Source organism: Streptomyces sp. NPDC039736, from assembly GCF_055596485.1.
Genome location: NZ_JBVIUQ010000015.1, coordinates 56,776 through 80,233, shown reverse-complemented (window position 1 = coordinate 80,233; position 23,458 = coordinate 56,776). Strand labels below are relative to the sequence as shown.

At 72.3% G+C, this 23,458-nt stretch carries 23 protein-coding genes; 13 read left to right on the top strand and 10 right to left on the bottom strand.

What is annotated here, in order from left to right:
• Nucleotides 1-34 precede the first annotated feature (34 nt).
• Nucleotides 35-2,260, top strand: a complete 2,226-nt coding sequence (locus ACZ56L_RS32985) for an FUSC family protein (RefSeq protein WP_471068402.1) — start codon at nucleotides 35-37, stop codon at nucleotides 2,258-2,260.
• A gap of 26 nt (nucleotides 2,261-2,286) precedes the next feature.
• On the opposite strand, the gene ACZ56L_RS32980 is transcribed toward ACZ56L_RS32985, so the two are convergent.
• Nucleotides 2,287-2,817: a hypothetical protein gene (locus ACZ56L_RS32980; protein ID WP_471068399.1), complete on the bottom strand. Its 531-nt coding sequence runs from the start codon at nucleotides 2,815-2,817 to the stop codon at nucleotides 2,287-2,289.
• Between the two features lie 248 nt (nucleotides 2,818-3,065).
• On the opposite strand from ACZ56L_RS32980, the gene ACZ56L_RS32975 reads away from it, so the two are divergent.
• Nucleotides 3,066-3,305, top strand: a complete 240-nt coding sequence (locus ACZ56L_RS32975; RefSeq protein ID WP_189826919.1) for a DUF397 domain-containing protein — start codon at nucleotides 3,066-3,068, stop codon at nucleotides 3,303-3,305.
• A 123-nt stretch (nucleotides 3,306-3,428) separates the two neighbouring features.
• On the opposite strand, the gene ACZ56L_RS32970 is transcribed toward ACZ56L_RS32975, so the two are convergent.
• The gene (locus ACZ56L_RS32970; RefSeq protein ID WP_345220227.1) at nucleotides 3,429-3,920 is read right to left on the bottom strand and encodes an ATP-binding protein; all 492 of its coding nucleotides are present in this window, start codon (nucleotides 3,918-3,920) and stop codon (nucleotides 3,429-3,431) included.
• A gap of 351 nt (nucleotides 3,921-4,271) precedes the next feature.
• Here ACZ56L_RS32970 and ACZ56L_RS32965 point away from each other — a divergent pair, with 351 nt between their 5' ends.
• From ACZ56L_RS32965 to ACZ56L_RS32945, 5 genes are all read left to right on the top strand, one after another.
• Nucleotides 4,272-5,135 carry a helix-turn-helix domain-containing protein gene (locus ACZ56L_RS32965; protein WP_345220224.1) on the top strand — a complete coding sequence of 288 codons (864 nt, stop codon included), beginning with the start codon at nucleotides 4,272-4,274 and terminating at the stop codon, nucleotides 5,133-5,135.
• A gap of 154 nt (nucleotides 5,136-5,289) precedes the next feature.
• Entirely contained in the window at nucleotides 5,290-6,747 is a 1,458-nt protein-coding gene (locus ACZ56L_RS32960; RefSeq protein WP_471068393.1) for an aldehyde dehydrogenase family protein, read from the top strand.
• Between the two features lie 121 nt (nucleotides 6,748-6,868).
• The gene (locus ACZ56L_RS32955) at nucleotides 6,869-7,393 is read left to right on the top strand and encodes a DinB family protein (RefSeq protein WP_345220219.1); all 525 of its coding nucleotides are present in this window, start codon (nucleotides 6,869-6,871) and stop codon (nucleotides 7,391-7,393) included.
• A 125-nt stretch (nucleotides 7,394-7,518) separates the two neighbouring features.
• Complete coding sequence (locus ACZ56L_RS32950; protein WP_345220217.1) at nucleotides 7,519-8,277, top strand: MerR family transcriptional regulator; 759 nt, start codon at nucleotides 7,519-7,521, stop codon at nucleotides 8,275-8,277.
• 188 nt (nucleotides 8,278-8,465) lie between these two features.
• Nucleotides 8,466-9,386 (top strand): DedA family protein, encoded by a 921-nt coding sequence (locus tag ACZ56L_RS32945; protein WP_471068388.1) that lies wholly within the window; start codon nucleotides 8,466-8,468, stop codon nucleotides 9,384-9,386.
• A 68-nt stretch (nucleotides 9,387-9,454) separates the two neighbouring features.
• Here the strand turns inward: ACZ56L_RS32945 and ACZ56L_RS32940 are convergent, their stop codons facing one another.
• Together ACZ56L_RS32940 and ACZ56L_RS32935 are read right to left on the bottom strand one after the other, a co-directional pair.
• The gene (locus ACZ56L_RS32940) at nucleotides 9,455-11,389 is read right to left on the bottom strand and encodes a threonine/serine exporter family protein (RefSeq protein WP_468692278.1); all 1,935 of its coding nucleotides are present in this window, start codon (nucleotides 11,387-11,389) and stop codon (nucleotides 9,455-9,457) included.
• Nucleotides 11,390-11,697: 308 nt separating this feature from the next.
• The gene (locus ACZ56L_RS32935) at nucleotides 11,698-12,192 is read right to left on the bottom strand and encodes an inorganic diphosphatase (protein WP_185034151.1); all 495 of its coding nucleotides are present in this window, start codon (nucleotides 12,190-12,192) and stop codon (nucleotides 11,698-11,700) included.
• 180 nt (nucleotides 12,193-12,372) lie between these two features.
• Here ACZ56L_RS32935 and dacB point away from each other — a divergent pair, with 180 nt between their 5' ends.
• From dacB to folE, 6 genes are all read left to right on the top strand, one after another.
• Complete coding sequence (gene dacB, locus ACZ56L_RS32930) at nucleotides 12,373-13,779, top strand: D-alanyl-D-alanine carboxypeptidase/D-alanyl-D-alanine endopeptidase (protein WP_471068384.1); 1,407 nt, start codon at nucleotides 12,373-12,375, stop codon at nucleotides 13,777-13,779.
• A gap of 87 nt (nucleotides 13,780-13,866) precedes the next feature.
• Nucleotides 13,867-15,006: a zinc-dependent metalloprotease gene (locus tag ACZ56L_RS32925; protein ID WP_345220214.1), complete on the top strand. Its 1,140-nt coding sequence runs from the start codon at nucleotides 13,867-13,869 to the stop codon at nucleotides 15,004-15,006.
• Nucleotides 15,007-15,193: 187 nt separating this feature from the next.
• Complete coding sequence (tilS, locus tag ACZ56L_RS32920) at nucleotides 15,194-16,213, top strand: tRNA lysidine(34) synthetase TilS (RefSeq protein WP_345220213.1); 1,020 nt, start codon at nucleotides 15,194-15,196, stop codon at nucleotides 16,211-16,213.
• 29 nt (nucleotides 16,214-16,242) lie between these two features.
• Complete coding sequence (gene hpt, locus ACZ56L_RS32915; protein WP_189826931.1) at nucleotides 16,243-16,803, top strand: hypoxanthine phosphoribosyltransferase; 561 nt, start codon at nucleotides 16,243-16,245, stop codon at nucleotides 16,801-16,803.
• 208 nt (nucleotides 16,804-17,011) lie between these two features.
• A complete protein-coding gene (ftsH, locus tag ACZ56L_RS32910) occupies nucleotides 17,012-19,045 on the top strand; it encodes an ATP-dependent zinc metalloprotease FtsH (protein ID WP_345220212.1) in 2,034 nt (677 codons plus the stop codon).
• Nucleotides 19,046-19,164: 119 nt separating this feature from the next.
• Entirely contained in the window at nucleotides 19,165-19,770 is a 606-nt protein-coding gene (gene folE, locus ACZ56L_RS32905; protein WP_471068506.1) for a GTP cyclohydrolase I FolE, read from the top strand.
• A 31-nt stretch (nucleotides 19,771-19,801) separates the two neighbouring features.
• On the opposite strand, the gene ACZ56L_RS32900 is transcribed toward folE, so the two are convergent.
• The 6 genes from ACZ56L_RS32900 to ACZ56L_RS32875 all read right to left on the bottom strand — a co-directional run bounded on the left by ACZ56L_RS32900 (nucleotide 19,802) and on the right by ACZ56L_RS32875 (nucleotide 23,439).
• Nucleotides 19,802-20,287 carry a DUF3180 domain-containing protein gene (locus ACZ56L_RS32900; RefSeq protein WP_468692239.1) on the bottom strand — a complete coding sequence of 162 codons (486 nt, stop codon included), beginning with the start codon at nucleotides 20,285-20,287 and terminating at the stop codon, nucleotides 19,802-19,804.
• 87 nt (nucleotides 20,288-20,374) lie between these two features.
• On the bottom strand, nucleotides 20,375-20,974 hold the full coding sequence (gene folK, locus ACZ56L_RS32895; RefSeq protein WP_468692237.1) for a 2-amino-4-hydroxy-6-hydroxymethyldihydropteridine diphosphokinase: 600 nt from the start codon (nucleotides 20,972-20,974) through the stop codon (nucleotides 20,375-20,377).
• Complete coding sequence (folB, locus tag ACZ56L_RS32890; RefSeq protein ID WP_380837403.1) at nucleotides 20,971-21,330, bottom strand: dihydroneopterin aldolase; 360 nt, start codon at nucleotides 21,328-21,330, stop codon at nucleotides 20,971-20,973. The genes folK and folB overlap by 4 nt, the downstream gene beginning before the upstream one ends.
• 213 nt (nucleotides 21,331-21,543) lie before the next feature.
• Nucleotides 21,544-21,987 carry a nuclear transport factor 2 family protein gene (locus tag ACZ56L_RS32885; RefSeq protein WP_345220207.1) on the bottom strand — a complete coding sequence of 148 codons (444 nt, stop codon included), beginning with the start codon at nucleotides 21,985-21,987 and terminating at the stop codon, nucleotides 21,544-21,546.
• The gene (folP, locus tag ACZ56L_RS32880; protein WP_345220206.1) at nucleotides 21,984-22,937 is read right to left on the bottom strand and encodes a dihydropteroate synthase; all 954 of its coding nucleotides are present in this window, start codon (nucleotides 22,935-22,937) and stop codon (nucleotides 21,984-21,986) included. Before folP ends, ACZ56L_RS32885 begins: the two co-directional genes overlap by 4 nt.
• Before the next feature lie 16 nt (nucleotides 22,938-22,953).
• Nucleotides 22,954-23,439: a MarR family winged helix-turn-helix transcriptional regulator gene (locus tag ACZ56L_RS32875; protein WP_471068373.1), complete on the bottom strand. Its 486-nt coding sequence runs from the start codon at nucleotides 23,437-23,439 to the stop codon at nucleotides 22,954-22,956.
• Nucleotides 23,440-23,458: the final 19 nt, after the last annotated feature.

The following is a 23,458-nucleotide window of genomic DNA, read 5'->3' as shown; positions in this document are numbered from 1 at the left end:
GCGAAATGCCCCTGAACAGCTAGTCTCGGTGATTATGAGCTGGCTCCACGCCCTGAAGCACACCGCCCGCTCCGGACTCACCGTCGAACGGCAGCGCCTCGACCCCCTGGTCGCCGTCCGGGCGGCCGCCGGGCTCGCCCTCGTCGTCGGGGCCGCCCTGTACTTCTTCGGGCCCGCCGTCGCGGCCAGCTCCGCCTTCGGGGCCTTCCAGGCCGCCCTGGCCACCTTCCAGCGCTCCTGGCGCACCCGGCCCGTGCTCGCGCTCGCCTCCGGCGCCAGCCTCGCCGTCACGACCTTCGTCGGATACCTGACCGGGGCTCATCCGGCGCTGTTCATCAGCCTGCTGGCCGTGTGGACCTTCCTGGCCGGGCTGGCCTGGGCGATCGGCCCCACGGCGGGCATGATCGCCAGCTCGAACGTCGCGATCATGCTGGTCACCGTGACGCTGCCGACCTCCGTCGCCGCGGCGGCGGGACACGCCGCGATGATCCTGGTGGGCGGACTCGTGCAGGCCGTGCTCATCGTGCTCTTCCCCGTACGCAGGTGGGGCGCCCAGCGCGACGCCCTCGCCGACGCGCTCGCCGCCGAGGCCGACTACGCGCGCCGGCTGCGGCACGACCCCGTCGCCCCGTTCGACCCCGAGCCCCTGATGACCGCCCGCAGCGCCGCCGCGATCACCCCGCGCCAGGCCCGCCGCCGCCCCGCCGAACTGCACGGCACCCGGGGCCTGGCCGAACGCATCCGGCCGGTGCTCGCCTCCCTCGCCGACCCCGCCCTCGGCGTCCCCGCCGAGGGGGAGCAGCGCGCCCGGGTACGGGAGCTGCTGGCCGCCGCCGGATCCACCCTGGACGCCGCCGCCCGCGCGGTGCGCCACGGCGAGCCCGTCGCCATGTCGCCCGCCGCCCGTGCGGTGCTCGCCGTGCCCAAGGAGGGCGCGGTGCTCACCGGGCCCGCCAGGCGTGCCGAGTCCCGGCTCATCAGCCTGCTGCGGGACGTCATCGAGACCGCCCAGGGCAGCGGCACCACCAACGGCCCCCGCCCCGGCCGCGGTGCCGGTGAAGCGGACTCCGCCGACGACACCGCCTACCGCACGGCCCGCCGTCTGGCGCGCAGTGCCGCCCGACGCGTCGCCCGCGTCCCGGAGAACCGTGCCGACCCGCACGACCACCTGCTGCGGCCCACCGTTCCCGGCCTCGTCCCCGTCGCCCTGCGCGCCATGCGCGCGGAACTGCGCCGCGACTCCCCGGTGTTCCGGCACGCTGTGCGCGTCGCCGTCGTCAGCGCCATCGGGTACGCCGTCGGCGCCTCCCTGCCGCTCGGGCACGGCTACTGGGCGCCCATGGCCGCCGTCATGGTGATGCGGCCCGACTTCTCCCAGACGTACTCCCGCGCGGTCGCTCGTTTCGGCGGCACCCTGCTGGGCGTCGGCCTCGCGACGGGCCTGCTGCAACTCACGCACCCGGACACCCGGTTGTCGGCCGCGCTCGCCGTCGGGTGCGCGTTCCTGATGTTCCTGCTGCTGCGCGCCGGGTACGCCGTCACGCAGGTGTGCGTCTCCGGATACGTCGTCTTCCTGCTCGGCATGGGCGGCCTCCAGTGGACCCAGACCGTCCCGGAGCGCGTGGTCCTCACCCTCGCGGGCGGGCTCCTCGCCATGCTCGCCTACGCCGTCTACCCGGCCTGGGAGACCCCGCGCCTGCGCACCCGGCTCGCCGGCTGGCTGGTCGCCGACGGGCGGTACGCGACGGCCGTCCTCCAGCGGTACGCCGACCCCGCCGGCGCCCCCCGGGACGCGGTGCGGGAAGCGCTGCTGGCCACCCGGGAGGCCCGGGTCGCCTGGCAGGACGCCCTGGAGCGGGCCGCCAACGAGCCCGTGCGCCACCGGGGCCTGTCCCGCGCGGCGGCCGACGACGCCCCGCACGCGCTGGCCCAGCTCGCCCGGGTGGCGATGCTGATGGAGGCCCACCTCCCGTCCCGCGACACCAGCCCGGTGCCGGCCGCCGCCGCCCTCGCCCAGGCGCTGCGCACCGACACCGAGGCGGCGGCCCGTGCCGTACGCGAACGGCGGGCCCCGCGCTGGGAGGCCTTCCGGGCGGCCCTGGAGTCGTGGGACGCCGGGGCCGCCGGGGACGCCACGGCCGACGACAGGTTCGTGCGCAAGGGGGCGGGCCTCCTCCTGGCGGCACTGGACGAGCTCACCGACGCCCTGGACGCGGAAGGGCCGCGCCCCCAGGGAGGCACGGCCCGTACGGCGGCCTAGGGCGGCGGGGCCGCGGCGCCCCGGGGCTACGGCTTCGGCGGGTCCGAGGGCGGCCCGGTCGGGACGCCCGAGGGCAGGGCGCTCGACGGGGCCCTGGTGAAGGTCTCCGTGACACCGCTGCCCTCCCACTTCACCGTGAGGGTCTTCCCGTCGGCGCCGGGCGTCACCGTGCCCCGGGCGCGGTCGGTCCGGCCGTTGGCGCACGAGAGGTCGAGCGTGACGGCGCCCCGCCGGGACACCGTTCCCGTGCAGATGTTCTCGCCCGCGATGCCCGCCAGCCCGTCGTGGATGGACAGCGCGACCATCTTGCCGCCCGTGGTGACCGCCCATTCGCCGTCCACGGAACCGGCTCCGGACCCGGACCCGGTGTCCCGCGCGGGCGGCGTGCTCGCGCCGCCGCCGTCGCCGGGGCTCGGCACGCTGCTCCGCGCGCTGCCCGGCGGACCGCCCCGGCCGTCCGGGCCGTCGTCCTTGCCGCTGTCGCCGCTGCAACCGGTCAGCAGCAGCGCCGCTGCGAGAGCGGCCGTCCCGGCGGCCGTACGTACCTGACTGTGCACTCCGGCATCCCCCAACGCGCGCTCGTGCGGCGGCCAATCGGCCACCGGAAGGAACGCGTCAAGCTACCAGGGCGTCTAGAGAAGGAGTCCGCACGGGAAGGAGGCCAATAAGGCCGACCGGTTCTGTAGTCAAGGGGCCACCCCGCGTGCACGTGCATCTGCCCATGCATCGGCAGATGAACGAAGCTATGATCCGGGTCAGTTGACAGTTCGGCAGCAGTTGACACCAGCACATCCGGGAGCGACCTGTGCACCACGCGTACAACGGCATGGCGGCCACAGAGCTTCACGGGGTGGTCTGGCAGAAGAGCAGGCACAGCAACTCGCAGGGCACCTGCGTGGAGTTCGCGAAACTGCCCGGTGGCAACGTTGCCGTGCGCAATTCGCGCCACCCCGAGGGGCCCGCGCTCGTCTACACGCCCGCGGAGATAGAGGCCATGCTCCTGGGCATCAAGGACGGCGAGTTCGACCACCTCATAGGGAACTGAGCCACGCGGTCGGAGGAAGAGGAAACCGGGCCACGCGCTCGACAGGGAACCGAGCCACGCGCGGAAGCGGGGCCGAGGGCCGTCCCCCTCGCGCCCCCGCCGCCCCCCGCGAGGTCGCCCGCCCTACCGCTCGTCGCGCAGGAGGAACAGCGCCCACACGACCTTGCCGTGCAGCGTCCCCGCCAGCGGGTGCCAGCCCCAGCTGTCGCTGAAGGAGTCCACCAGGAACAGCCCGCGCCCGGACTCCGCGGAGAAGTCCTCGCCCGCCCGCGCCGCCGGACCCAGGTGACTGGGGTCGCGCACCGCGCACACCAGTCTTCCGTTCCAGTGCATCAGGTGCAGCCGCACCGGAGGCTCGTTCTCGCGCGGGGTGTCCGCCGGGAGGGCGTGCCGCAGGGCGTTGGTGACGAGTTCCGAGACGACCAGGGCGACGTCGTCGAAACGGCTCTCCAGGTCCCACTGGCACAGCGTGCTGCGGGTGAACTTCCGTGCCCCGCGCACCGCTTCGAACCGCGGCGGCAGCGCGCACGAGGCCGAGGAGGACACGTCCTCGGGGCCGACGGGGGGAAGGCCCTGCCGTAATGGCACGAGCATGGTCGATCCATTCGTCCCCATGCGGGCACTCCCGGGTGTCGCGGTCGCGGCGAACAGCGGCGGCCGCACGCCGGAGTCCACGAAAGACGGAAGCGAGGGACGAACGCTGGTGGTCATACGTGCGCGCGGACCATGGTTCCGAATGCGTACAGCAGATGCAAGGGCAGATGCACGTGCACGCGCCGGACTTGGACAACAGAGTGCCGTTTCTTGCTCATTTCTTCCTCGGGTCTTCCTCGGGCCACTTTCCGGACGCTGCCGTCTCCGTAACCGAACGCGTACAGGCTGAAGCGTTTTGGTGGCAGACTTCGCCCTCTCGGGACCTTGGGGGAGGGCCTCGCGCACAGATGACCGAGAGGGAGGGCCGGAGAGGTGACCGCAGGCGAGTCGAGCGGATCGGTGGTCCGACGCATCCTGTTGGGCTCACAGCTCAGGCGCCTGCGCGAATCGCGCGGCATCACCCGTGAGGCGGCCGGCTACTCGATCCGCGCATCCGAATCGAAGATCAGCCGCATGGAGTTGGGACGGGTGAGCTTCAAGGCCAGGGACGTAGAGGACCTGCTCACGCTCTACGGCGTGAGCGACAGCGCCGAGCGCGAGTCGCTGCTCGCGCTGGCCCGCGAGGCCAACCTCGCGGGCTGGTGGCACAGTTACGGGGACGTCCTGCCCGGCTGGTTCCAGACGTACGTCGGCCTGGAGGGGGCGGCGTCCCTGATCCGCGTGTACGAGGTCCAGTTCGTCCACGGCCTGCTCCAGACCGAGGCCTACGCCCACGCGGTCGTCTCGCGCGGCATCCCGCACGCGACCGCCGCGGAGGTGGACCGCCGGGTGGCGCTGCGCCTGGACCGGCAGAAGGTCCTGGTCGCCGAGCGCTCCCCGCGCTTCCACGCCGTACTGGACGAAGCGGCCCTGCGCCGCCCGTACGGCGACCGGGACGTGATGCGCGGGCAGTTGCAGCACCTCATCGACATCTCCGAGCGGGAGAACGTCACGCTCCAGGTGATGCCGTTCAACTTCGGCGGCCACGCGGGCGAGAGCGGCGCCTTCACCCTGCTGCGCTTCCCCGAGTCCGACCTCTCCGACCTCGTCTACCTGGAGCAGCTGACCAGCGCGCTCTACCTGGACAAGCACGAGGAGGTCACCCAGTACGAACGCGTCATGGACCGCCTCCAGGGCGACTGCCCGAGCCCCTCGGCCACCCGGGACGTCCTGCGCGGACTCCTCCAACTGCTCTGATCCGGATGTACGTTGACGGAACCTTTGCCCGCGCAGGAACATCAAAGGTGACGGGGAACACCAGCACCGGTGGCACCACGCGCCGGGCGGCGGCACTCAGCGGCGACGCGGCGGAGCGGACGCAGAGCGAGCGGAAGCAGAGCTAAGGGATCACATGTCCTTCTTCACCGACCTGGCCCACCAGTACATCGACGGCGCGTGGCGGACCGGCAGCGGCTCGTGGGACATCATCGACTTCAACCCGTACAACGGGGAGAAGCTCGCCGCGATCACCGTCGCGTCCGTCGCCGAGGTGGACGAGGCCTACCGGGCCGCCGAACGCGCCCAGCGCGCCTGGGCCGGGGCGGGCGCGTACCACCGCAGGGACGTCGTCGAGCGGGTGCTGCGCCTGGTGGAACAGCGCGAGGACGAGATCGCCGCCGCCATCACCGAGGAGGTCGGCGGCACCCTGGTGAAGGCCCGCTTCGAGGTGCGCCTGGCGAAGGAGTTCCTGCGCGAGGCGACCCAGTTGGCCACCCTTCCCGAGGGGCGCATCCTCGCCTCCCCGGTCCCCGGCAAGGAGAACCGCGTCCACCGGCTCCCGGTCGGCGTCGTCGGGGTCATCAGCCCCTTCAACTTCCCCTTCCTCACCGGCGTCAAGGCCGCGGCGCCGGCGCTGGCGCTGGGCAACGCCGTCGTCGTCAAGCCGAACCAGAACACCCCCGTGGTCGGCGGCGGGCTCGTCGCGCACCTCTTCGCGGAGGCGGGGCTGCCGGCGGGACTGCTGAACGTGCTGATCACCGACATAGCGGAGATCGGCGACGCGCTGCTGGAGCACCCCGTCCCGAAGGTCATCTCCTTCACCGGCTCCGACCGCACCGGCCGCCATGTGGCCGCCATCGCCGGCGCCCACTTCAAGCGCACGATCCTCTCCCTCAGCGGCAACAGCGCCCTGGTCGTCCTGGACGACGCGGACCTCGACTACGCGGTCGACGCGGCCGTCTTCAGCCGCTTCGTCTCCCAGGGCCAGGTCTGCATGGCGGCCAACCGGATCCTGGTGGACCGGAGCGTGGAGCGGGAGTTCACCGAGAAGTTCGTCGCCCGGGTGCGCGCGCTGCGCACCGGCGACCCGGCCGACCCCGCCACCCAGCTCGGCCCCGTCATCAACACCTTCCACGCCGACGCCCTCACCGGCGTGGTCGACCAGGCGCTCGCCGCGGGCGCCACCGCTCTCGTACGGGGCGCCACGCGCGGCAACCTGGTCGAGCCCACGGTGCTCACCGGCCTCCCGGAGGGCTCGCCGATCCTGGAGCAGGAGATCTTCGGCCCGGTCGCCCTGCTGCTGGCCTTCGACGGCGAGGAGGAGGCCGTGCGCATGGCCAACGACAGCCCGTACGGCCTCAGCGGCGCGGTGATGACCCGCAACGTGGAGCGCGGCGTGCGCTTCGCCCAGCGGATCGAGACCGGGATGATGCACATCAACGACTCCACCATCCAGGACGACCCCCTGGTCGCCTTCGGCGGCGAGAAGGCCTCCGGCATCGGACGCATGAACGGCGAGTCGACCGTGGACGTCTTCACCACCCAGAAGTGGATCTCGGTGCAGCACGGCCGCTCGAAGTTCCCCTTCTGATCCCCGGAGTCGCGGACCACAGCTGTCCGCAAGCCTGCCTAACCTGGTCCTCGTACCGCGAACACCGCACGCGCCGCACGTTCCGCACAGCGTCAGCGCACTCCCCGAAGGGCGGCCCGCCATGGTCCTGCACGTCAGCGCCGAGAACTGCACCGACGAGGTCTCCACCCTCCTCGCCTTCCTGGAGGAGCAGCGCGCGGGCATCCGCAACGCCCTGCGCGGCCTCTCCGACGAGGAGGCCGCCACCACCCCCAGCGCCAGCGAGCTGTCCCTGTCCGGCATCCTCAAGCACGTCACCGAGGCCGAGCAGAACTGGCTCGCCATGGCGGGCTGCGACATCCCGTCCGCCCACCGCGCCGAGGCCGACTGGAGCGAGAGCTTCCGGCTGGTGCCCGAGAAGGGCGAGACGGTCGCCTCCCAGCTCGCCGCGTGGGCCGAGGTGGCCCGCAAGGGCGAGGAGTTCGCCCGCGCCGCCGACCTCGACGCCACCTTCCCGCTGCCCGACGCCCCCTGGTTCCCCAAGGAGGACGTGACGGTGCGCTGGATGCTGCTGCGCCTGATCACCGAGATGGGCCGCCACGCGGGCCACGCGGACGTCATCCGGGAGTCCCTGGACGGCAAGAACTCCTACGAGCTCGGCGAATAGCGGCACCCGGCACCCGGTACGCAGCCCGCGCCCCGGCCGCCCCGGGCTTGCACCTCACGCGACGTGAGGACGCAGGCTGGGGGCGTACCGAAGGAAACCCACCGCAGAGAGGGCAGCGGGCAGTCATGAGCCATTCCGTGGGGAAGGTCGCCGAGACCGCCGGCGTGACCGTGCGCACCTTGCACCACTACGACGCGATCGGACTGCTCTCGCCGAGCGAGCGCAACCGCGCCGGGCACCGCCGCTACAGCGACGGCGACCTCGACCGGTTGCAGCAGATCCTGTTCTACCGGGAGCTCGGCTTCCCTCTCGACCGGGTGGCGGCACTGCTGGACGACCCGGCGACCGATCCGCGGGAACACCTGCGGCGCCAGCACGCGTTGCTGGCGGACCGGATCGAGAGGCTCCAGGAGATGGCCGCCGCCGTCGAAAAGGCCATGGAGGCACGGAAGATGGGCATCAATCTCACGCCCGAGGAGAAGTTCGAGGTCTTCGGCGACTTCGATCCCGACGCGTACGCGGAGGAGGCCGAGCGCCGCTGGGGCGGCACCGACGCCTGGCGCGAGTCGCAGCGGCGCACCGCCGCCTACACCAAGGAGGACTGGAAGCGGTTCACCGAGGAGTTCGACGCGATCCACCGGAAGATGGCCGGCCTGCTCGCCGACGGCGTGCCGGCCGACGACGAGCGGGCGATGGACGTCGCCGAGGAACACCGCCGGTTCATCTCCGGCAGTCAGTACGAGTGCGGACACGAGATGCACACGAACCTCGGGGAGATGTACGTCGCCGACGCGAGGTTCACGGCCACCTACGAGGCGATCAGGCCCGGACTGGCCGTCTACCTGCGCGACGCGATGCTGGCGAACGCGGTCCGGCACCTGTGAGACGCCGGGGGCGGGCTCCTGGGGGCCTGCCCCTCGCCGCGTCCGCCGTCCACTGATCCGGGGCCCTCCGCCCTCCCGGGCAGGGCGGAGCGCACCCCGGGGGGCCGGGGGAACCCGGAAGTGCCCGCGTGCGTTGATACTTTTGCCCAGCCCCCGCATCCCATCCCCCCCCCAGGAGTCCGGAACCCGTGAATACGCTTGCGCTCGGACCGAGCTGGCTGGACCCGGACTTTCTGCTCAACACCTTCGGGCCCTGGGGCCTGCTGGCCATCGTCTTCGCAGAGTCGGGTCTGCTGATCGGTTTCTTCCTGCCCGGCGACTCGCTGCTCTTCACGGCGGGCCTGCTGGTCACCACCGGCAAGCTGGACATGCCGCTGTGGCTGCTGTGCACGCTGATCGTGCTGGCGGCGATCCTCGGCGACCAGGTCGGCTACCTCTTCGGCCGGAAGGTCGGCCCGGCCCTGTTCCGGCGGCCGGACTCCAAGATCTTCAAGCAGGAGAACGTACAGAAGGCCCATGAGTTCTTCGAGAAGCACGGGCCGAAGGCGCTGATCCTGGCCCGGTTCGTGCCGATCGTGCGGACGTTCACGCCGATCATCGTCGGCGTCAGCCGGATGAACTACCGCGTGTTCATCACGTACAACATCATCGGCGGCGTGCTGTGGGGAGCCGGGGTGACGCTGCTGGGCGCGGCGCTCGGCAACGTGGAGTTCGTGCACAAGAACATCGAGGTCATCCTGGTCGGCATCGTGCTGATCTCGGTGGTGCCGATCGTGGTCGAGGTGCTGAAGGCCCGCCGCCAGTCGAAGAAGAACCCGCCGGCGCAGGCCCCGGCCGCCGAGGGCGCCCCGGACCACCCGGCCGCCCCGCAGTACCCGGGCGCCCCGGCCGCCCCGTACGGCACCGGAGCCCCGCCCGCCCCGTCCGCGCAGGCGTACCCGGGTACCCGGCCCGCCCCGTACGGCACCGAAGCCCCCTACGGCGCCAACGCCCCGCACGGCGGCGACGCGCCCCCGTACGGCGGCGACCAGGACCAGGCCACGCAGATCCTGCGTCCCCAGAACCCCCCGAACAACCCGCCCCCGCGCGGCCGCCACGCCAAGCGCTGACCCCGTACCGACGCCGAAGGGGCGTCCGCGACCGCACGGTCCCGGACGCCCCTTCGGCGCACCCGGAGCTAGAAGCCGCGCGTGCGCTTCGCCGCGCGGCGGGTGCCGCCGTCGCGGCCCGCGCCCGGCATCCGCAGGAAGAGCCGGGAGATCTCGCCTCCCAGGTTCACGCCGATCGCGATGGCCAGGGCGATCGCCGCCGCCTTCGACAGCGAGCCCAGCCCCACGTTCAGCTCGCCCTGCGCGATGCCCAGCAGGCCGTAGTACGTCGCCGAGCCCGGCAGCAGCGGTCCGATCGCCGCGGTGACGTACGGCAGCGCCGACGCGTACTGGTAGCGCGAGAAGAGCTGGCCGAAGAGGCCGACGAGCCCGGCCGCCACCGCCGTCGCCGCGACCGCCGAGATGTGTCCCGTGGTGTTCATCGCGCCGAAGACGACCCAGGCCACCCCGCCGTTCAGCGCCACCATGATCACCGTGTTCCGCTCCTGCTGGAGCAGGATCGCGAAGGCGAAGCACAGGACGATCGAGGCGAGTGTCTGGATCACCGGGCGGGACTGCACGTGCATCGTCGCGTCGGGGTGCAGGTTCGGGTTCAGCCCGGCCCCCGCGTACAGCACGATCAGCACGCCCAGCACGATCGCGATGAAGAAGTACATGACTTCGAGCAGGCGCGCGGAGGCGGTGATGTAGTAGCCCGTCAGGCCGTCCTGCACCCCGGCCACCAGCGCCCGCCCCGGGAGCAACGCGAAGAGGCCACCGGTGATGACGGCGGAGGGAAGGATTCCGCTCACCACGCTCTCGGGCACGAAGGCCAGCCCCACCCCCATCGCCGCCGGCGGCATCGCCGCCGCCACGAACTGGTAGAACTCCGGCAGCCCGCGCCCCGCGCACAGCCAGGCCAGCCGGTCGCCCAGGACCGCCCCGATCGCCGCGGCGATGAACACCAGCACCCCACCGCCGACGAGGACGGAGGCGGACCCCGCGAGCAGTCCGCTGGCCGCGGTCAGCGCCCAGCCCGGATACGGGTGCCGGTTGCGCCGGATCTCCGCCAGGCGGCGGTACGCCTCCTCCAGCGTGACGTCGGTGTCCTCGGCCGTGATGTCCGCGATCAGCCGGTAGACGCCCGCCAGGCGGGTGTAGTCGGTGCCGCGACGGCGCACCGTGCGGCTCGCCGTGACCGGGTCGTCGATCAGGGAGGGCTGGTACGAGATGGACAGGAGCGTGAAGGTGACGTTCGGCTCGCAGCGGTCGAGCCCGTAGGCCCGGCACACCGCGAACATGGCCGCCTCGACGTCCTCGGCCCCCTCGCCGCCCGCGAGCAGCAGCTCGCCGATGCGCAGCGTCAGGTCGAGCACCCGGGGGACGGCGGGACCGGAGTCCTCGTCGTCCCCGTGCCGCTGCACGCTGTCCGGCACCGGGCGGTCGCCCACCGGCATCCGCAGCAGCGTGCGCATCCGGTCCTGCCAGGGGGCCTCCTTGGTCAGCTTGACCACGGGTATTCCGTGCGCGGGCGTGAACGCCGGGGGAGAGTGCCGGGCGCTGTAGGTCCTCGCGGTCTCGAACCCGCTCGCGGTCCGCTTCTGGGCCGCCGTCCGGGGCACGTCGAAGGCGGAACCCTCCTGCACGGGCGGCGCCTCGGACATCAGCCCCTGCGGAAGCTGGAACTCCGAGGTCGGCTGGTCCTCCTCGGCGGGCGGAGCGGCCTTCAGGCCCTGCGGCAGCGCGAACTCCGAGGTCACCGACTGGTCCTCGTCCGGCGTCACCACCGGAACGGCCTGGGTGGCGCCTGTTCCGGACGTGGTGCTGGACGGGTTGCGCGCGCCGCGCGGCACCGCGTCCGCCGGAGCCGTGGCGGACGCCGCGGGGGCGGTTCTGGGCGCGGCGGACTTCCTCGACGCGGAACCGGCCCCGCGGGCCGCCCCGACACCGGACGGCGGCGTGAACGCGCTCCGCGCCTCGTCCGACTGCGGCTTGCGGTCCTCGGCCTCTTCGGGCTGCTCCACCCGGGGTCCGCCCTTGCCGCCCTGCGCCTCCGCCACCACTCGCCTCGCTCTCACCACTCCGGGCTCCGACTGTCCCGCCTGCCCAGTATGTCCATGTTCGACCCGATGCCGCCGGGCAGGGCAGGGCCCGTTCCGCCGCGGGCCCACCGCGACGCCCCTACCCCCGCACCCGCACCGCTGCACCCTCCGGCCCCGCACGCCACGCACGGAGAACCCCCTGCGAGAGGGCCCCGCACAAGCAGACGGGCGGCCCCCTCACCAGAGGGAACCGCCCGCCGCCCGGGACTCACCTAACGCGGGTGCGCAGTTCAGTGCGCTCCGCCCTGCGCCTCAAGGCGCTTGTACGAGGCCTCGATCTCGGCCTCGGCCTCGGTGCGGCCGACCCAGTCCGCGCCCTCGACCGACTTGCCCGGCTCCAGGTCCTTGTAGACCTCGAAGAAGTGCTGGATCTCCAGGCGGTCGAACTCCGACACGTGGTGGATGTCGCGCAGGTGCTCCACGCGCGGGTCCGACGCCGGGACGCACAGCAGCTTGTCGTCGCCGCCGGCCTCGTCCGTCATGCGGAACATGCCGATGGCGCGGCACTTGATGACGCAGCCCGGGAACGTGGGCTCGTCCAGGATGACCAGCGCGTCCAGCGGGTCACCGTCCTCGCCGAGGGTGTTCTCGACGAAGCCGTAGTCCGCGGGGTAGCTGGTCGAGGTGAAGAGCCGACGGTCCAGGCGGATCCGGCCGGTCTCGTGGTCCACCTCGTACTTGTTCCGCGAACCCTTCGGAATCTCGATGGTGACGTCGAACTCCACGGGTGGCTCCTCCATGATCAACACAGTCTTCTGGGAATCTGCGTCCCCCCGGAGGAAACCGACCCCCGGAGCCCCGGCCGAATGGGTCGGAAGTGCCCCGCGGGGTGCCGTGCTCGCGCAAGACGCAGTGGTTAAGTGTCCCTCACGCAGACCTGTGATCGCGAAAGGGGCTGGTCCGCAGTGCCCAAGCTCAAGACCTGGCAGCTCACGGCGGGCTCCGCCGTCGCCGGACTGGCGCTGGCGGCCGGTGCCGTGAGCGTGGCGGGCCCCTGGGACTCCGGTCAGCGTAAGGCCGAGCGGGACCTGGCGGCCGCCCGGGACCGCACGGGTGGCGCACATCACGTGCCCGCCCGCCCCGACCCCGCCGAACCGTCCCCCGCGCCCAGTGCGGGCCGCGTCCTCAGCGCGCTCGGCGCCGGCGCGGGCGGGCGGTCCGGACAGCTCGCGCGGGTGCTCGAACCGCTCCTCGCCGACAGGGCCCTGGGGTCCGTGCGGTCCGCCTCCGTCGTCGACGCCGCCACGGGCAGGGAGCTGTACGGCAGCGGGGAGCGGACCGTGCTGACCCCCGCCTCCACGGTGAAGATCGCCACGGCCGTCGCCGCCCTGTCCGCCCTCGGCCCCGACCACCGCATCGCCACCACGGTGCTCGCCCCGCCCGACGGCGCCAGGGCCGTCCTCAAGGGCGGCGGCGACCCCACCCTCTCCGAGGACGGCCTGCGCGCCCTCGCCGCGGACACGGCCCGCGCCCTGCGCGACCGGGGGGCCCGGACGGTCTCCGTCGCGTACGACACGAGCCTGTACGCGGGGCCCGACGTCCACCCCATCGGCCGGGGCAACGAGAACCTCGCCCGGGTCACCCCGCTGATGGTGAACGAGGGCCGCACCGACGGCTCCAGCAGCGGCGTCGGCGACCGGACGCCCGACCCGGCGGGCGACGCGGCCCGCGCCTTCGCCGACGAGCTGCGCGAAGCGGGCGTCGAAGTGACCGGGGAACCGGTCTCCGGCACGGCCCCGAAGGACGCCGAGCCCGTCGCCAAGGTGCTCTCCGCGCCGCTGTCCGCGCTGGTCGAGCGCACCCTCACGCACAGCGACAACGACCTCGCCGAGGCCCTCGCCCGGCAGACCGCGCTCGCGGCCGGCGCGGAGGCGTCCTTCGCGGGGGCCGGCAAGGCCGTCCGCGACCGCCTCGCCACCCTGGACCTCCCGGCCGACGGCCTGCTGGCCGGGGCGCACTTCGCCGACGGCAGCGGCCTCGACCGCAACGACAAGGTGTCCGCAAGGCTGCTGACCGCCCTGCTGGCCCGGGCGGCCGACCCCGCCCGCCCCGAGCTGCGCCCGGTCCTCACCGGTCTGCCGGTCGCCGGCTTCAGCGGCACGCTGAGCACCCGGTACGCGGGCGCGGCCGGGCCCGGCCCGGTGCGGGCCAAGACGGGCACGCTGTCCGGGGTGAACACCCTCGCCGGCACCGCCGTCACCCCGGACGGCCGCCTGGTCGCCTTCGCCTTCCTCGCGGGCGGCACCGCCGACCCCGCCGCCGCGCAGCGGGCCCTCGACGCCCTGGCCTCCGCGCTGACCGAGGCCCCGTAACCCCCCGGCGGCCGGACCCCGGGCCTCCGTTTCGGCGGCCGCCCGCATCAACTCCCGGCGCACCACTCGACAACGTACGGTTGACGCATGACGAGCCTCGGTGGTGCAGCCTCTGCAGGGATGGTCGACTGGAAGCTCGCGGTCGCGACCGCGACCCGATTCGTGCGGCCCGGCCCGGACATCAGCCGGGAGGAGGCGCGCGCCGTCGTCGCGGAGCTGCGACGGCACGCGAAGGCCTCCGAGGAACACGTGCGCGCCTTCACCCGGATGATCCCCGAGGGACACGAGCCCGAGGACACCCCCGTCCTCGTCGTGGACCGCGCCGGCTGGGTGAAGGCCAACGTCGCGGGCTTCCGGGAGCTGCTCAAGCCGCTCCTGAAGAAGATGGAGGAGCGCCGCGGCTCCGGCCCCGGCGGCGTCGTCCTCGGCGCGGTCGGCGGCAAGGTGACCGGCGTCGAGGTGGGGATGCTGCTGTCGTTCCTGTCCTCGCGGGTGCTCGGCCAGTACGAGACCTTCGCGCCCGCCTCCCGCGACCTGCCCTCCGGCGAGAACGGCGGCGGACGCCTGCTGCTCGTCGCCCCGAACATCGTCCACGTGGAGCGCGAGCTGGAGGTCGACCCGCACGACTTCCGCCTCTGGGTGTGCCTGCACGAGGAGACCCACCGCACCCAGTTCACCGCCGTCCCCTGGCTGCGCGACCACCTGGAGGGCGAGATCCAGGCCTTCCTGAGCGAGACCGACGTCGACCCGATGACGCTCCTGGAGCGGGTGCGCGAAGCCGTGCAGTCCTTCTCCGGCGGCCGTGCGGACGGCGACGAGGACGAGGGCGGCCGCAGCCTGGTGGAACTGGTGCAGAGCCCGGCCCAGCGCGAGATCCTCGGACGCCTGACCGCCGTGATGTCGCTGCTCGAAGGGCACGCGGACTACGTCATGGACGGCGTCGGCCCGCAGGTCGTGCCCTCCGTCGCCGAGATCCGCGAGAAGTTCCAGCAGCGCCGCGCCAAGGGGGCCTCCCGGCTCGACCTCGCGCTGCGCCGACTGCTCGGCATGGACGCCAAGCTGCGCCAGTACCGCGACGGCGAAAGGTTTGTCCGCGCCGTCGTCGAGGAGGTCGGCATGGACGGCTTCAACCGGGTCTGGACCTCCCCGAACACCCTCCCGACCAAGGCCGAGATCGCCAAACCGGCGGACTGGGTCGCGCGGGTGCACCGTAAGGGAGAAGCGTGAAACCGGTGTGCGCGACGGCAGGAACGGTAAGGGAAACGCCCCCTAAATCACCCATCCGAGGGACCGTAAGCGCTGGGTAGGCGTGCAATGCTCGGGTAACCGCTCGTTTCTGTCACCATCTACGCACTCTCAGTGACAGCGGCCTCCTCCTCCCGAGGCACCCCAACTCCACCGAAGGGCACCGGACATGGGTCCCCATCCTGCGGTCGCGGCGATACGCCTGGCGGTCCGCCGCGTACTCCACGACGTACTCACCGACCACCGGGCACACCACGCCCCGCACGCGCAGGCGGCCCCGCCGCTCGTGCTCGTGGCCTGCTCGGGCGGCGCCGACTCCATGGCGCTCGCCTCCGCCCTCGCCTTCGAGGCGCCCAGGCTGGGCGTCCGCGCGGGCGGCGTCACCGTCGACCACAACCTCCAGGCGGGCTCCGGCACCCGGGCCAACGAGGTGGTCACCCGCATGACCGCGCTGGGCCTGGCCCCCGCCGAGTCCGTCTCGGTGACCGTCGGACGGGCCGGCGGCCCGGAGGCCGCCGCCCGCGACGCCCGCTACGCCGCCCTCGACGGCGCCGCCCAGCGGCACGGCGCGGCCGCGGTCCTCCTCGGCCACACCCGCGACGACCAGGCCGAGACCGTCCTGCTCGGCCTCGCCCGCGGCTCCGGCACCCGGTCCCTGTCCGGAATGGCGGCCGTCTCGGGGGCGGCCGGGCGCTACCGCCGCCCCTTCCTCCAGCTCGACCGGCAGACCGCCCGCAAGGCCTGCATGGTCCAGTCCCTGCCCGTCTGGGACGACCCGCACAACGCCGACCCCGCCTACACCCGCTCCCGGCTGCGCCAGGAAGGCCTCCCGGCCCTGGAGAAGGCCCTCGGCAAGGGCGTCGTCGAAGCCCTCGCCCGGACGGCCCAGCTCTCCCGCGACGACGCGGACGCCCTCGACCACTGGGCCGCCGAGGCGGACCGTTCCGTCCGCGACGACACCGGCCGCCTGGAGTGCGCCAAGCTCTACGCGCTGCCGCCCGCGGTGCGCCGCAGGGTCCTGCGCAAAGCGGTCATCGAGGTGGGCTCGCCCGCCGGCTCCCTCTTCGCCCGGCACATCGAGGAGGTGGACCGGCTGATCACCGGATGGCGCGGGCAGGGGGTCATCAACCTCCCCGGCCGGGTCGAGGCCCAGCGGCAGGGTGGCAGACTGGTCATTCGGCAGGGCTGATTCGGCAGGGCCGAAGTTCTACGAAAGTGATGCGGGTGGACGCGAACGACATGGGCACCGACCTCAAGTCGGTGCTCATCACCAAGGAAGAGATCGACGCGAAGCTGGCCGAGCTGGCCGCGCAGGTCGATGCGGAGTACGCGGGCAAGGACCTGCTCATCGTCGGCGTCCTCAAGGGCGCCGTGATGGTGATGGCGGACCTCGCGCGTGCGCTGTCCACCCCGCTCACCATGGACTGGATGGCGGTGTCGTCCTACGGCGCGGGCACCCAGTCCTCCGGCGTGGTCCGGATCCTCAAGGACCTGGACACCGACATCAAGGGCAAGCACGTCCTGATCGTCGAGGACATCATCGACTCCGGCCTGACGCTGTCGTGGCTGCTGTCGAACCTCGGCTCGCGCGAGCCGGCCTCCCTCAACGTGTGCACGCTGCTGCGCAAGCCGGAGGCCGCGAAGGTCGCGATCGACGTGAAGTGGGTCGGTTTCGACATTCCGAATGAGTTCGTCGTCGGATACGGCCTGGATTACGCGGAGAAGTACCGCAATCTCCCCTTCGTCGGCACCCTCGCGCCGCACGTCTACGGGGGCTGAGGCCCTCCGTCCGGTCCCGACGGACACCTCGGGGCCATATCGGGGAACCCTCACGCAATTCCCGCCGTTGGAGCAGGGGAAGGCAGCTTTGTCAGCCGTCCCCTGCGGTCGCGGGTGACAATGCTGGGGTACCGTCCGAAGAACAGTCTTTTATTCAGCGGCATTTACCTACGGGCAGGAGGGACGGGGCGCAGTTCGCCCCGTATGGATGGACGTGAAGCGATACTTCCGTGGGCCGGTCATGTGGATCGTGCTGGCCGTCCTCGCCGTGGTCGTGCTGATGCAGGTCGTCGGCTCGTCTGGCGGCTACAAGACGGTCGACACCGGCAAGGTCATCCAGGCGATCGACAAGGACCAGGCCCGTCAGGTCAAACTGACCACTGGTGACGAACAGATCATCAAGCTGGAGCTGAAGGACGGCCAGAAGGTCGACGACAGCACCAAGATCCAGGCGAGCTACATCGGGGACCAGGGCTCCAAGCTCACCGCCAAGCTCGACCAGAAGTTCGAGGCCGGCAAGCTCGAAAAGGGCTACACCGTCACCCCGACCAAGCAGAACGCCTTCGTCGGCATCCTGCTCTCCCTGCTGCCCTTCGTCCTGATCGTCGTCGTCTTCCTGTTCCTGATGAACCAGATGCAGGGCGGCGGCTCCCGGGTCATGCAGTTCGGGAAGTCCAAGGCGAAGCTCATCACCAAGGACACCCCCAAGACGACCTTCGCCGACGTGGCCGGGTCCGACGAGGCGGTCGAGGAGCTCCACGAGATCAAGGAGTTCCTCCAGGAGCCGGCGAAGTTCCAGGCCGTCGGCGCCAAGATCCCCAAGGGCGTCCTGCTGTACGGCCCGCCCGGCACCGGCAAGACCCTGCTGGCGCGCGCCGTCGCGGGCGAGGCGGGGGTCCCCTTCTACTCCATCTCGGGCTCCGACTTCGTCGAGATGTTCGTGGGTGTCGGCGCCTCGCGCGTCCGTGACCTCTTCGAGCAGGCCAAGGCGAACGCCCCGGCGATCGTCTTCGTCGACGAGATCGACGCCGTCGGCCGCCATCGCGGCGCCGGCATGGGCGGCGGCCACGACGAGCGCGAGCAGACGCTCAACCAGCTGCTCGTCGAGATGGACGGCTTCGACGTGAAGGGCGGCGTCATCCTGATCGCCGCCACCAACCGGCCGGACATCCTCGACCCGGCGCTGCTGCGCCCGGGCCGCTTCGACCGGCAGATCGCGGTCGACCGCCCGGACATGCAGGGCCGGCTGGAGATCCTCAAGGTCCACCAGAAGGGCAAGCCGGTCGCCCCGGACGTGGACCTGGGCGCGGTCGCCCGCCGTACGCCCGGCTTCACGGGCGCGGACCTGTCGAACGTGCTGAACGAAGCGGCGCTGCTCACCGCGCGCAGCAACCAGAAGCTCATCGACAACCACATGCTCGACGAGGCCATCGACCGCGTCGTGGCGGGCCCGCAGAAGCGGACCCGGATCATGTCCGACAAGGAAAAGAAGATCACCGCGTACCACGAGGGCGGACACGCCCTGGTCGCGGCGGCGCTGCCGAACTCGGACCCGGTCCACAAGATCACGATCCTGTCCCGCGGCCGGGCCCTGGGTTACACCATGGTGCTCCCGGACGAGGACAAGTACTCGACCACCCGCAACGAGATGCTCGACCAGCTCGCGTACATGCTGGGCGGCCGCGCCGCCGAGGAACTGGTCTTCCACGACCCGACCACCGGCGCCGCGAACGACATCGAGAAGGCCACCGGCACGGCCCGCTCGATGGTCACCCAGTACGGCATGACCGAGCGTCTCGGCGCGATCAAGTTCGGCGGCGACAACACCGAGCCCTTCCTGGGCCGGGACATGACGCACCAGCGCGACTACTCGGAAGAGGTCGCCGCGCTCGTCGACGAAGAGGTCAAGAAGCTCATCGAGACCGCGCACAACGAGGCGTGGGAGATCCTGGTCGAGAACCGCGACGTCCTCGACAACCTGGTCCTGGCCCTCCTGGAGAAGGAGACGCTGAACAAGGAGCAGATCGCCGAGATCTTCCGGCCGATCGTGAAGCGCCCGGCCCGCCCCGCGTGGACCGGCTCGTCCCGCCGTACGCCCTCCACCCGCCCGCCGGTGCTCTCGCCCAAGGAGCTGGCCCTCACCAACGGCGCGGCCAACGGCACGACGCCCTCGATCACCTCGGTGACCAAGGACGCCCCCGCGGCGGAGCCCGTCCCGGAGGACCGCCCGGAGAACGGCTAGCCGGTTCCGTCGCCGGTGTCACACCGGCCCGGAATGGATGCCGCGACCCCCAGGTTCTAGCCTGGGGGTCGCGGCATTTTCATATGCGCGCCCAGGTGAACCACAGGAACGAGGCACTGATGACCGACCCGGTGACGCTGGACGGCGAGGCCACCATCGGCGAGTTCGACGAGAAGCGCGCCGAGAACGCCGTGCGCGAACTCCTCATCGCCGTCGGCGAGGACCCCGACCGCGAGGGCCTGCGGGCGACGCCGGGACGGGTGGCGCGGGCGTACCGGGAGATATACGCGGGCCTGTGGCAGAAGGCCGAGGACGTCCTGACGACCACGTTCGACCTGGGCCACGACGAGATGGTCCTGGTGAAGGACATCGAAGTGATGAGTTCCTGTGAACATCACCTGGTCCCGTTCCACGGCGTCGCGCACGTCGGCTACATCCCGTCCTCCGACGGCAAGATCACCGGGCTGTCGAAGCTGGCCCGCCTGGTGGACGTCTACGCCCGCCGCCCGCAGGTGCAGGAGCGGCTGACCACGCAGGTCGCCGACTCGCTGATGGAGATCCTGGAGCCGCGCGGCGTGATCGTCGTCGTGGAGTGCGAGCACATGTGCATGACGATGCGCGGCGTCCGCAAGCCGGGTGCGAAGACCATCACCTCGGCGGTGCGCGGCCAGCTCCGCGACCCGGCGACGCGCGCCGAGGCGATGAGCCTGATCATGGCCCGCTGACCGGATTCTTCCGGACCGTACGAGAAGGGGCTCAGGCGGCGGGTGCCGCCGGGGCTCCTTCGTCGTCGTCCGGGAGGCGCAGGACGCGTTCCAGGAAGAAGGCGGCGGCGACCACCGCCGCGCCCGCCAGGACCGAGAAGCCCGCGTAGAGGGCCTGGTCGCGGCGGGCGGGGAGGTCGAGGGCCTCGGTGAGCAGGTGGACGCCCACGCCGCCGTACAGACCGGCGACGAGGGCGGCGACCAGGGCGCTGGCCTGGCCGAAGACCACCGCGCGGGCGGCCATCATCGGGTCGACGCCCTTGGCGCCGGGCCGGCGCTCGCGCTGGGCGCGCAGCCGGGAGCGCATCGAGAGGGCCGTCGCCAGCAGTACGGCGGCGATCAGGGCCAGCACGACCGGCGCCGCGACCGGCACGCCGGGCAGGGTGTCGACCGAGGACCACAGGCGGGCGCCCGCCCAGGACAGCACCCCGGCCGCGGCGAACAGGCCGACCAGCACTCCGAGCCGTAGTTGCTTCACGAAGCTCCGCTTTCCGTCATGTCGGTGGGCGTCACCGGTGTCCGTGCGGGCACGGGTGACGACACCAGTGTCGTACGGCGTCAACGCTTATTCGGGCAGCCGGAGTTCCAGGTCGGCGCGGGCCTGCACGCCTTCGGTGGAGACGGCGGCGAGCAGGTCGGCGACCGGGCCGCGGCCCGGGACCTGCGCCTGGGGGTCCACGTCGTGCCAGGGGGCGAGGACGAAGCCGCGCTCGTGGGCGCGCGGGTGGGGGAGGGTGAGGGCGGGGTCGTCGGAGACCACGTTGGCGTACGACAGGATGTCGACGTCGATCGTGCGCGGCCCCCAGCGCTCCTCGCGGACCCGGGCGAAGGACTCCTCGATGGCCTGCCCGCGCTCCAGGAGGGAGGCCGGCGGGAGCGTCGTCCGCACCAGGGCGACCGCGTTGAAGTAGGACGGCTGGGAGTCGGCCGCCACGCCCCACGGCTCGGTCTCGTACACCGGGGAGACCGCCTTGACGCGGACGCCGGGGGTGTCCTCCAGGAGGTCCACCGCGCCCTGGAGGGTCTCCAGGCGGTTGCCGAGGTTGGAGCCGAGGCCGATCACGGCCCAGTGGGGGTTGGAGAGGGTGATGTCGGCGGCGTCGACCTGGTCCGTGACCGAAGCGGGGACCGGCTGGACGGTGGGGTCGCTCTGCATGGGCTTCATACACGGCTCCGGGTGATGGTGATGGTCACGTCGTCGAAGGGGACGGTGATCGGGGCGTCGGGCTTGTGCACCGTCACCTCGATCTCCTGGACCCCGTCGTGCTTGAGGCACTGCTGGGCGATCCGCTCGGCGAGCGTCTCGATCAGGTTGACCGGCTCGCCCCGGACGACCTCGACGACCTCTTCGGCGACCACGCCGTAGTGGACGGTCTTCGTCAGGTCGTCGTCGGCCGCGGCGGGACGGGTGTCCAGGCCGAGGACGAGGTCCACGATGAAGGTCTGGCCCTCTTCGCGTTCCTTGGGGAACACGCCGTGGTGCCCACGGGCCTTGAGGCCGCGCAGCGCGACACGATCCACGCGAATCACTCCTGCTGTTCGTAGTCGTCGGGGGTCCGTGCCGCATGCGGACGGCACATCACCTGAGGACCGAATCTACCTGCGGGCACTGACAGCCCCCGCCCGCGGGTCTCGGGTTCTGCGGTGTCCCTGCCCACACGCTGTGGGGATTCACCGTCCCTCAGGAGGAGGAATCGAAGGGAGAGCGCTGACCCGGGGCGCGGCGGCGGAGCCTCAGTCGTCGTCGTCCCCGTCGGCGTCGGCCAGCACGGGAGAGCCGTGGTGCGCCCACAGCCGCCAGCCGTCGGGGGTGCGCCGGAAGGCGTTGGTGGCGACGACGAGCTGGCCGACCAGCGGGCCCAGCTCGCCGCTCTCCTCGTCGGCGGGGCCGCCGCTGAGGATGTTCTCGGTGCAGGTCACCAGGGCGGTGTCGCCCATCACGGAGACCTTCACGTCGGTGAGGAAGAACTGGATGTAGTCCGTGTGCGCCATGATCAGCGCGTACGAGCGCAGCACTTCGCCGCGTCCCGAGAGCACCGGCCAGCCGGGGTGCACGCAGGAGATCTCGTCGTCCAGCCAGAGCGCGGACAGCTCGTCGAAGTCGCCGCGTTCCAGACATTCGTAGAACGCCGTGTTGGCCAGCTCGACCTGTTCGACGTCGGTGCCCCGGGGCGTCACCGGGGGCCCGCGGCGGGTGTCGTCGTGGAGGCCGCCGCCGCAGGCGCCGTACGGGGCCGGCGCGCGCCGGCGACGGCGCGTGCGACCCGGACCGCGTCGGCGGTGGCCCGCACCTCGTGCACCCGGACCGCCCAGGCGCCCTCGTGCGCGGCGATCGCGGAGACGGCGGCGGTGGCGGCGTCGCGCTCCCGGGCGGGCGGCGGGGCGGCGCCCTCGCCGGCCAGGACGTGGCCGAGGAAGCGCTTGCGGGAGGCGGCGACCAGGAGGGGGAGGCCGAGCGCGCGCAGGTCGCCGAGGTGGGCGAGGAGGGCGAGGTCGTGCTCGGCCCGCTTGGCGAAGCCGAGGCCGGGGTCCACGACGACGCGCGCCGGGTCGATGCCGCCCGCGACGACGGCGTCCACCCGGGTGCGCAGTTCCGCGAGGACTTCGGCGACCACGTCGTCGTACACCGCGAGGCTGTTCATGTTCTCGCTGAAGCCGCGCCAGTGCATGACCACGAAGGGTGCGCCGGTGGCGGCGACGGCGGGGACCATGGCGGGGTCGGCGAGGCCGCCGCTGACGTCGTTGACGAGCACCGCGCCGGCGGCCACGGCCTGCTCGGCGACGGTGGCGCGCATGGTGTCGACGGAGACGGCGACGCCCTCGGAGACCAGGCCGCGCACCACGGGCACGACCCGCTTGAGCTCCTCGTCCGCGTCCACGCGGCTGGCACCGGGACGGGTGGACTCGCCGCCCACGTCGACCAGGTCGGCGCCCTCCGCGACCAGCGCGAGGCCGCGCTTGACGGCCGCGGCGGTGTCGAACCAGCGGCCGCCGTCGGAGAAGGAGTCCGGCGTGACGTTGACGACTCCCATGACGGCGCAGCGGTCCCACGGGGGGAGCCCCTTCGGCGAGCCCTCGGGGAACCGTTCCGGCAGTTCATCGGCGGACCGCGTGCGCAACGTACTCATACGCCCAGCGTAGGCGTCAGCGGGTGCACTCCGGACCGCCCCGGCCGTCCGGGAAGACCCGTCCCAGAAGCGTGTGGAGGGCGGTGCGCTCCGTGTCGTCCAGGGTGTCCAGCGCATCCAGGGTGGTGTGCATCCGGGCCCGGATGGCGTCGACGGTGACTTCGCCCGCGACGGTCAGGACGACGTTCTTCACCCGGCGGTCGGTGGGGCTGGGTTCGCGGCGCACCAGCTCGCGCTTCTCCAGCCGGTCCACGATGCCGGTGATGTTGGAGGCGTCACAGGCCAGCAGGGTGGCGAGGGCGCGCATCGGGGCAGGCGAGAAGCGCAGCACGCTGAGGGTCTTGGCCTGGCTGGGGGTGAGCCCCTCGGTGGCGGCGGCGAGGGTGAAGTCGCCGTAGTAGAGACCGAAGGCCCCGGCCAGCCGGTCGACGAGCTCGGCCTTGGTGGGCGCGGCGGTGCCGTCCTGGGATGCGGGGGCGGGGTGCGGCGGGTTGGCTGGCATGGGACAAGTGTACGCCGGA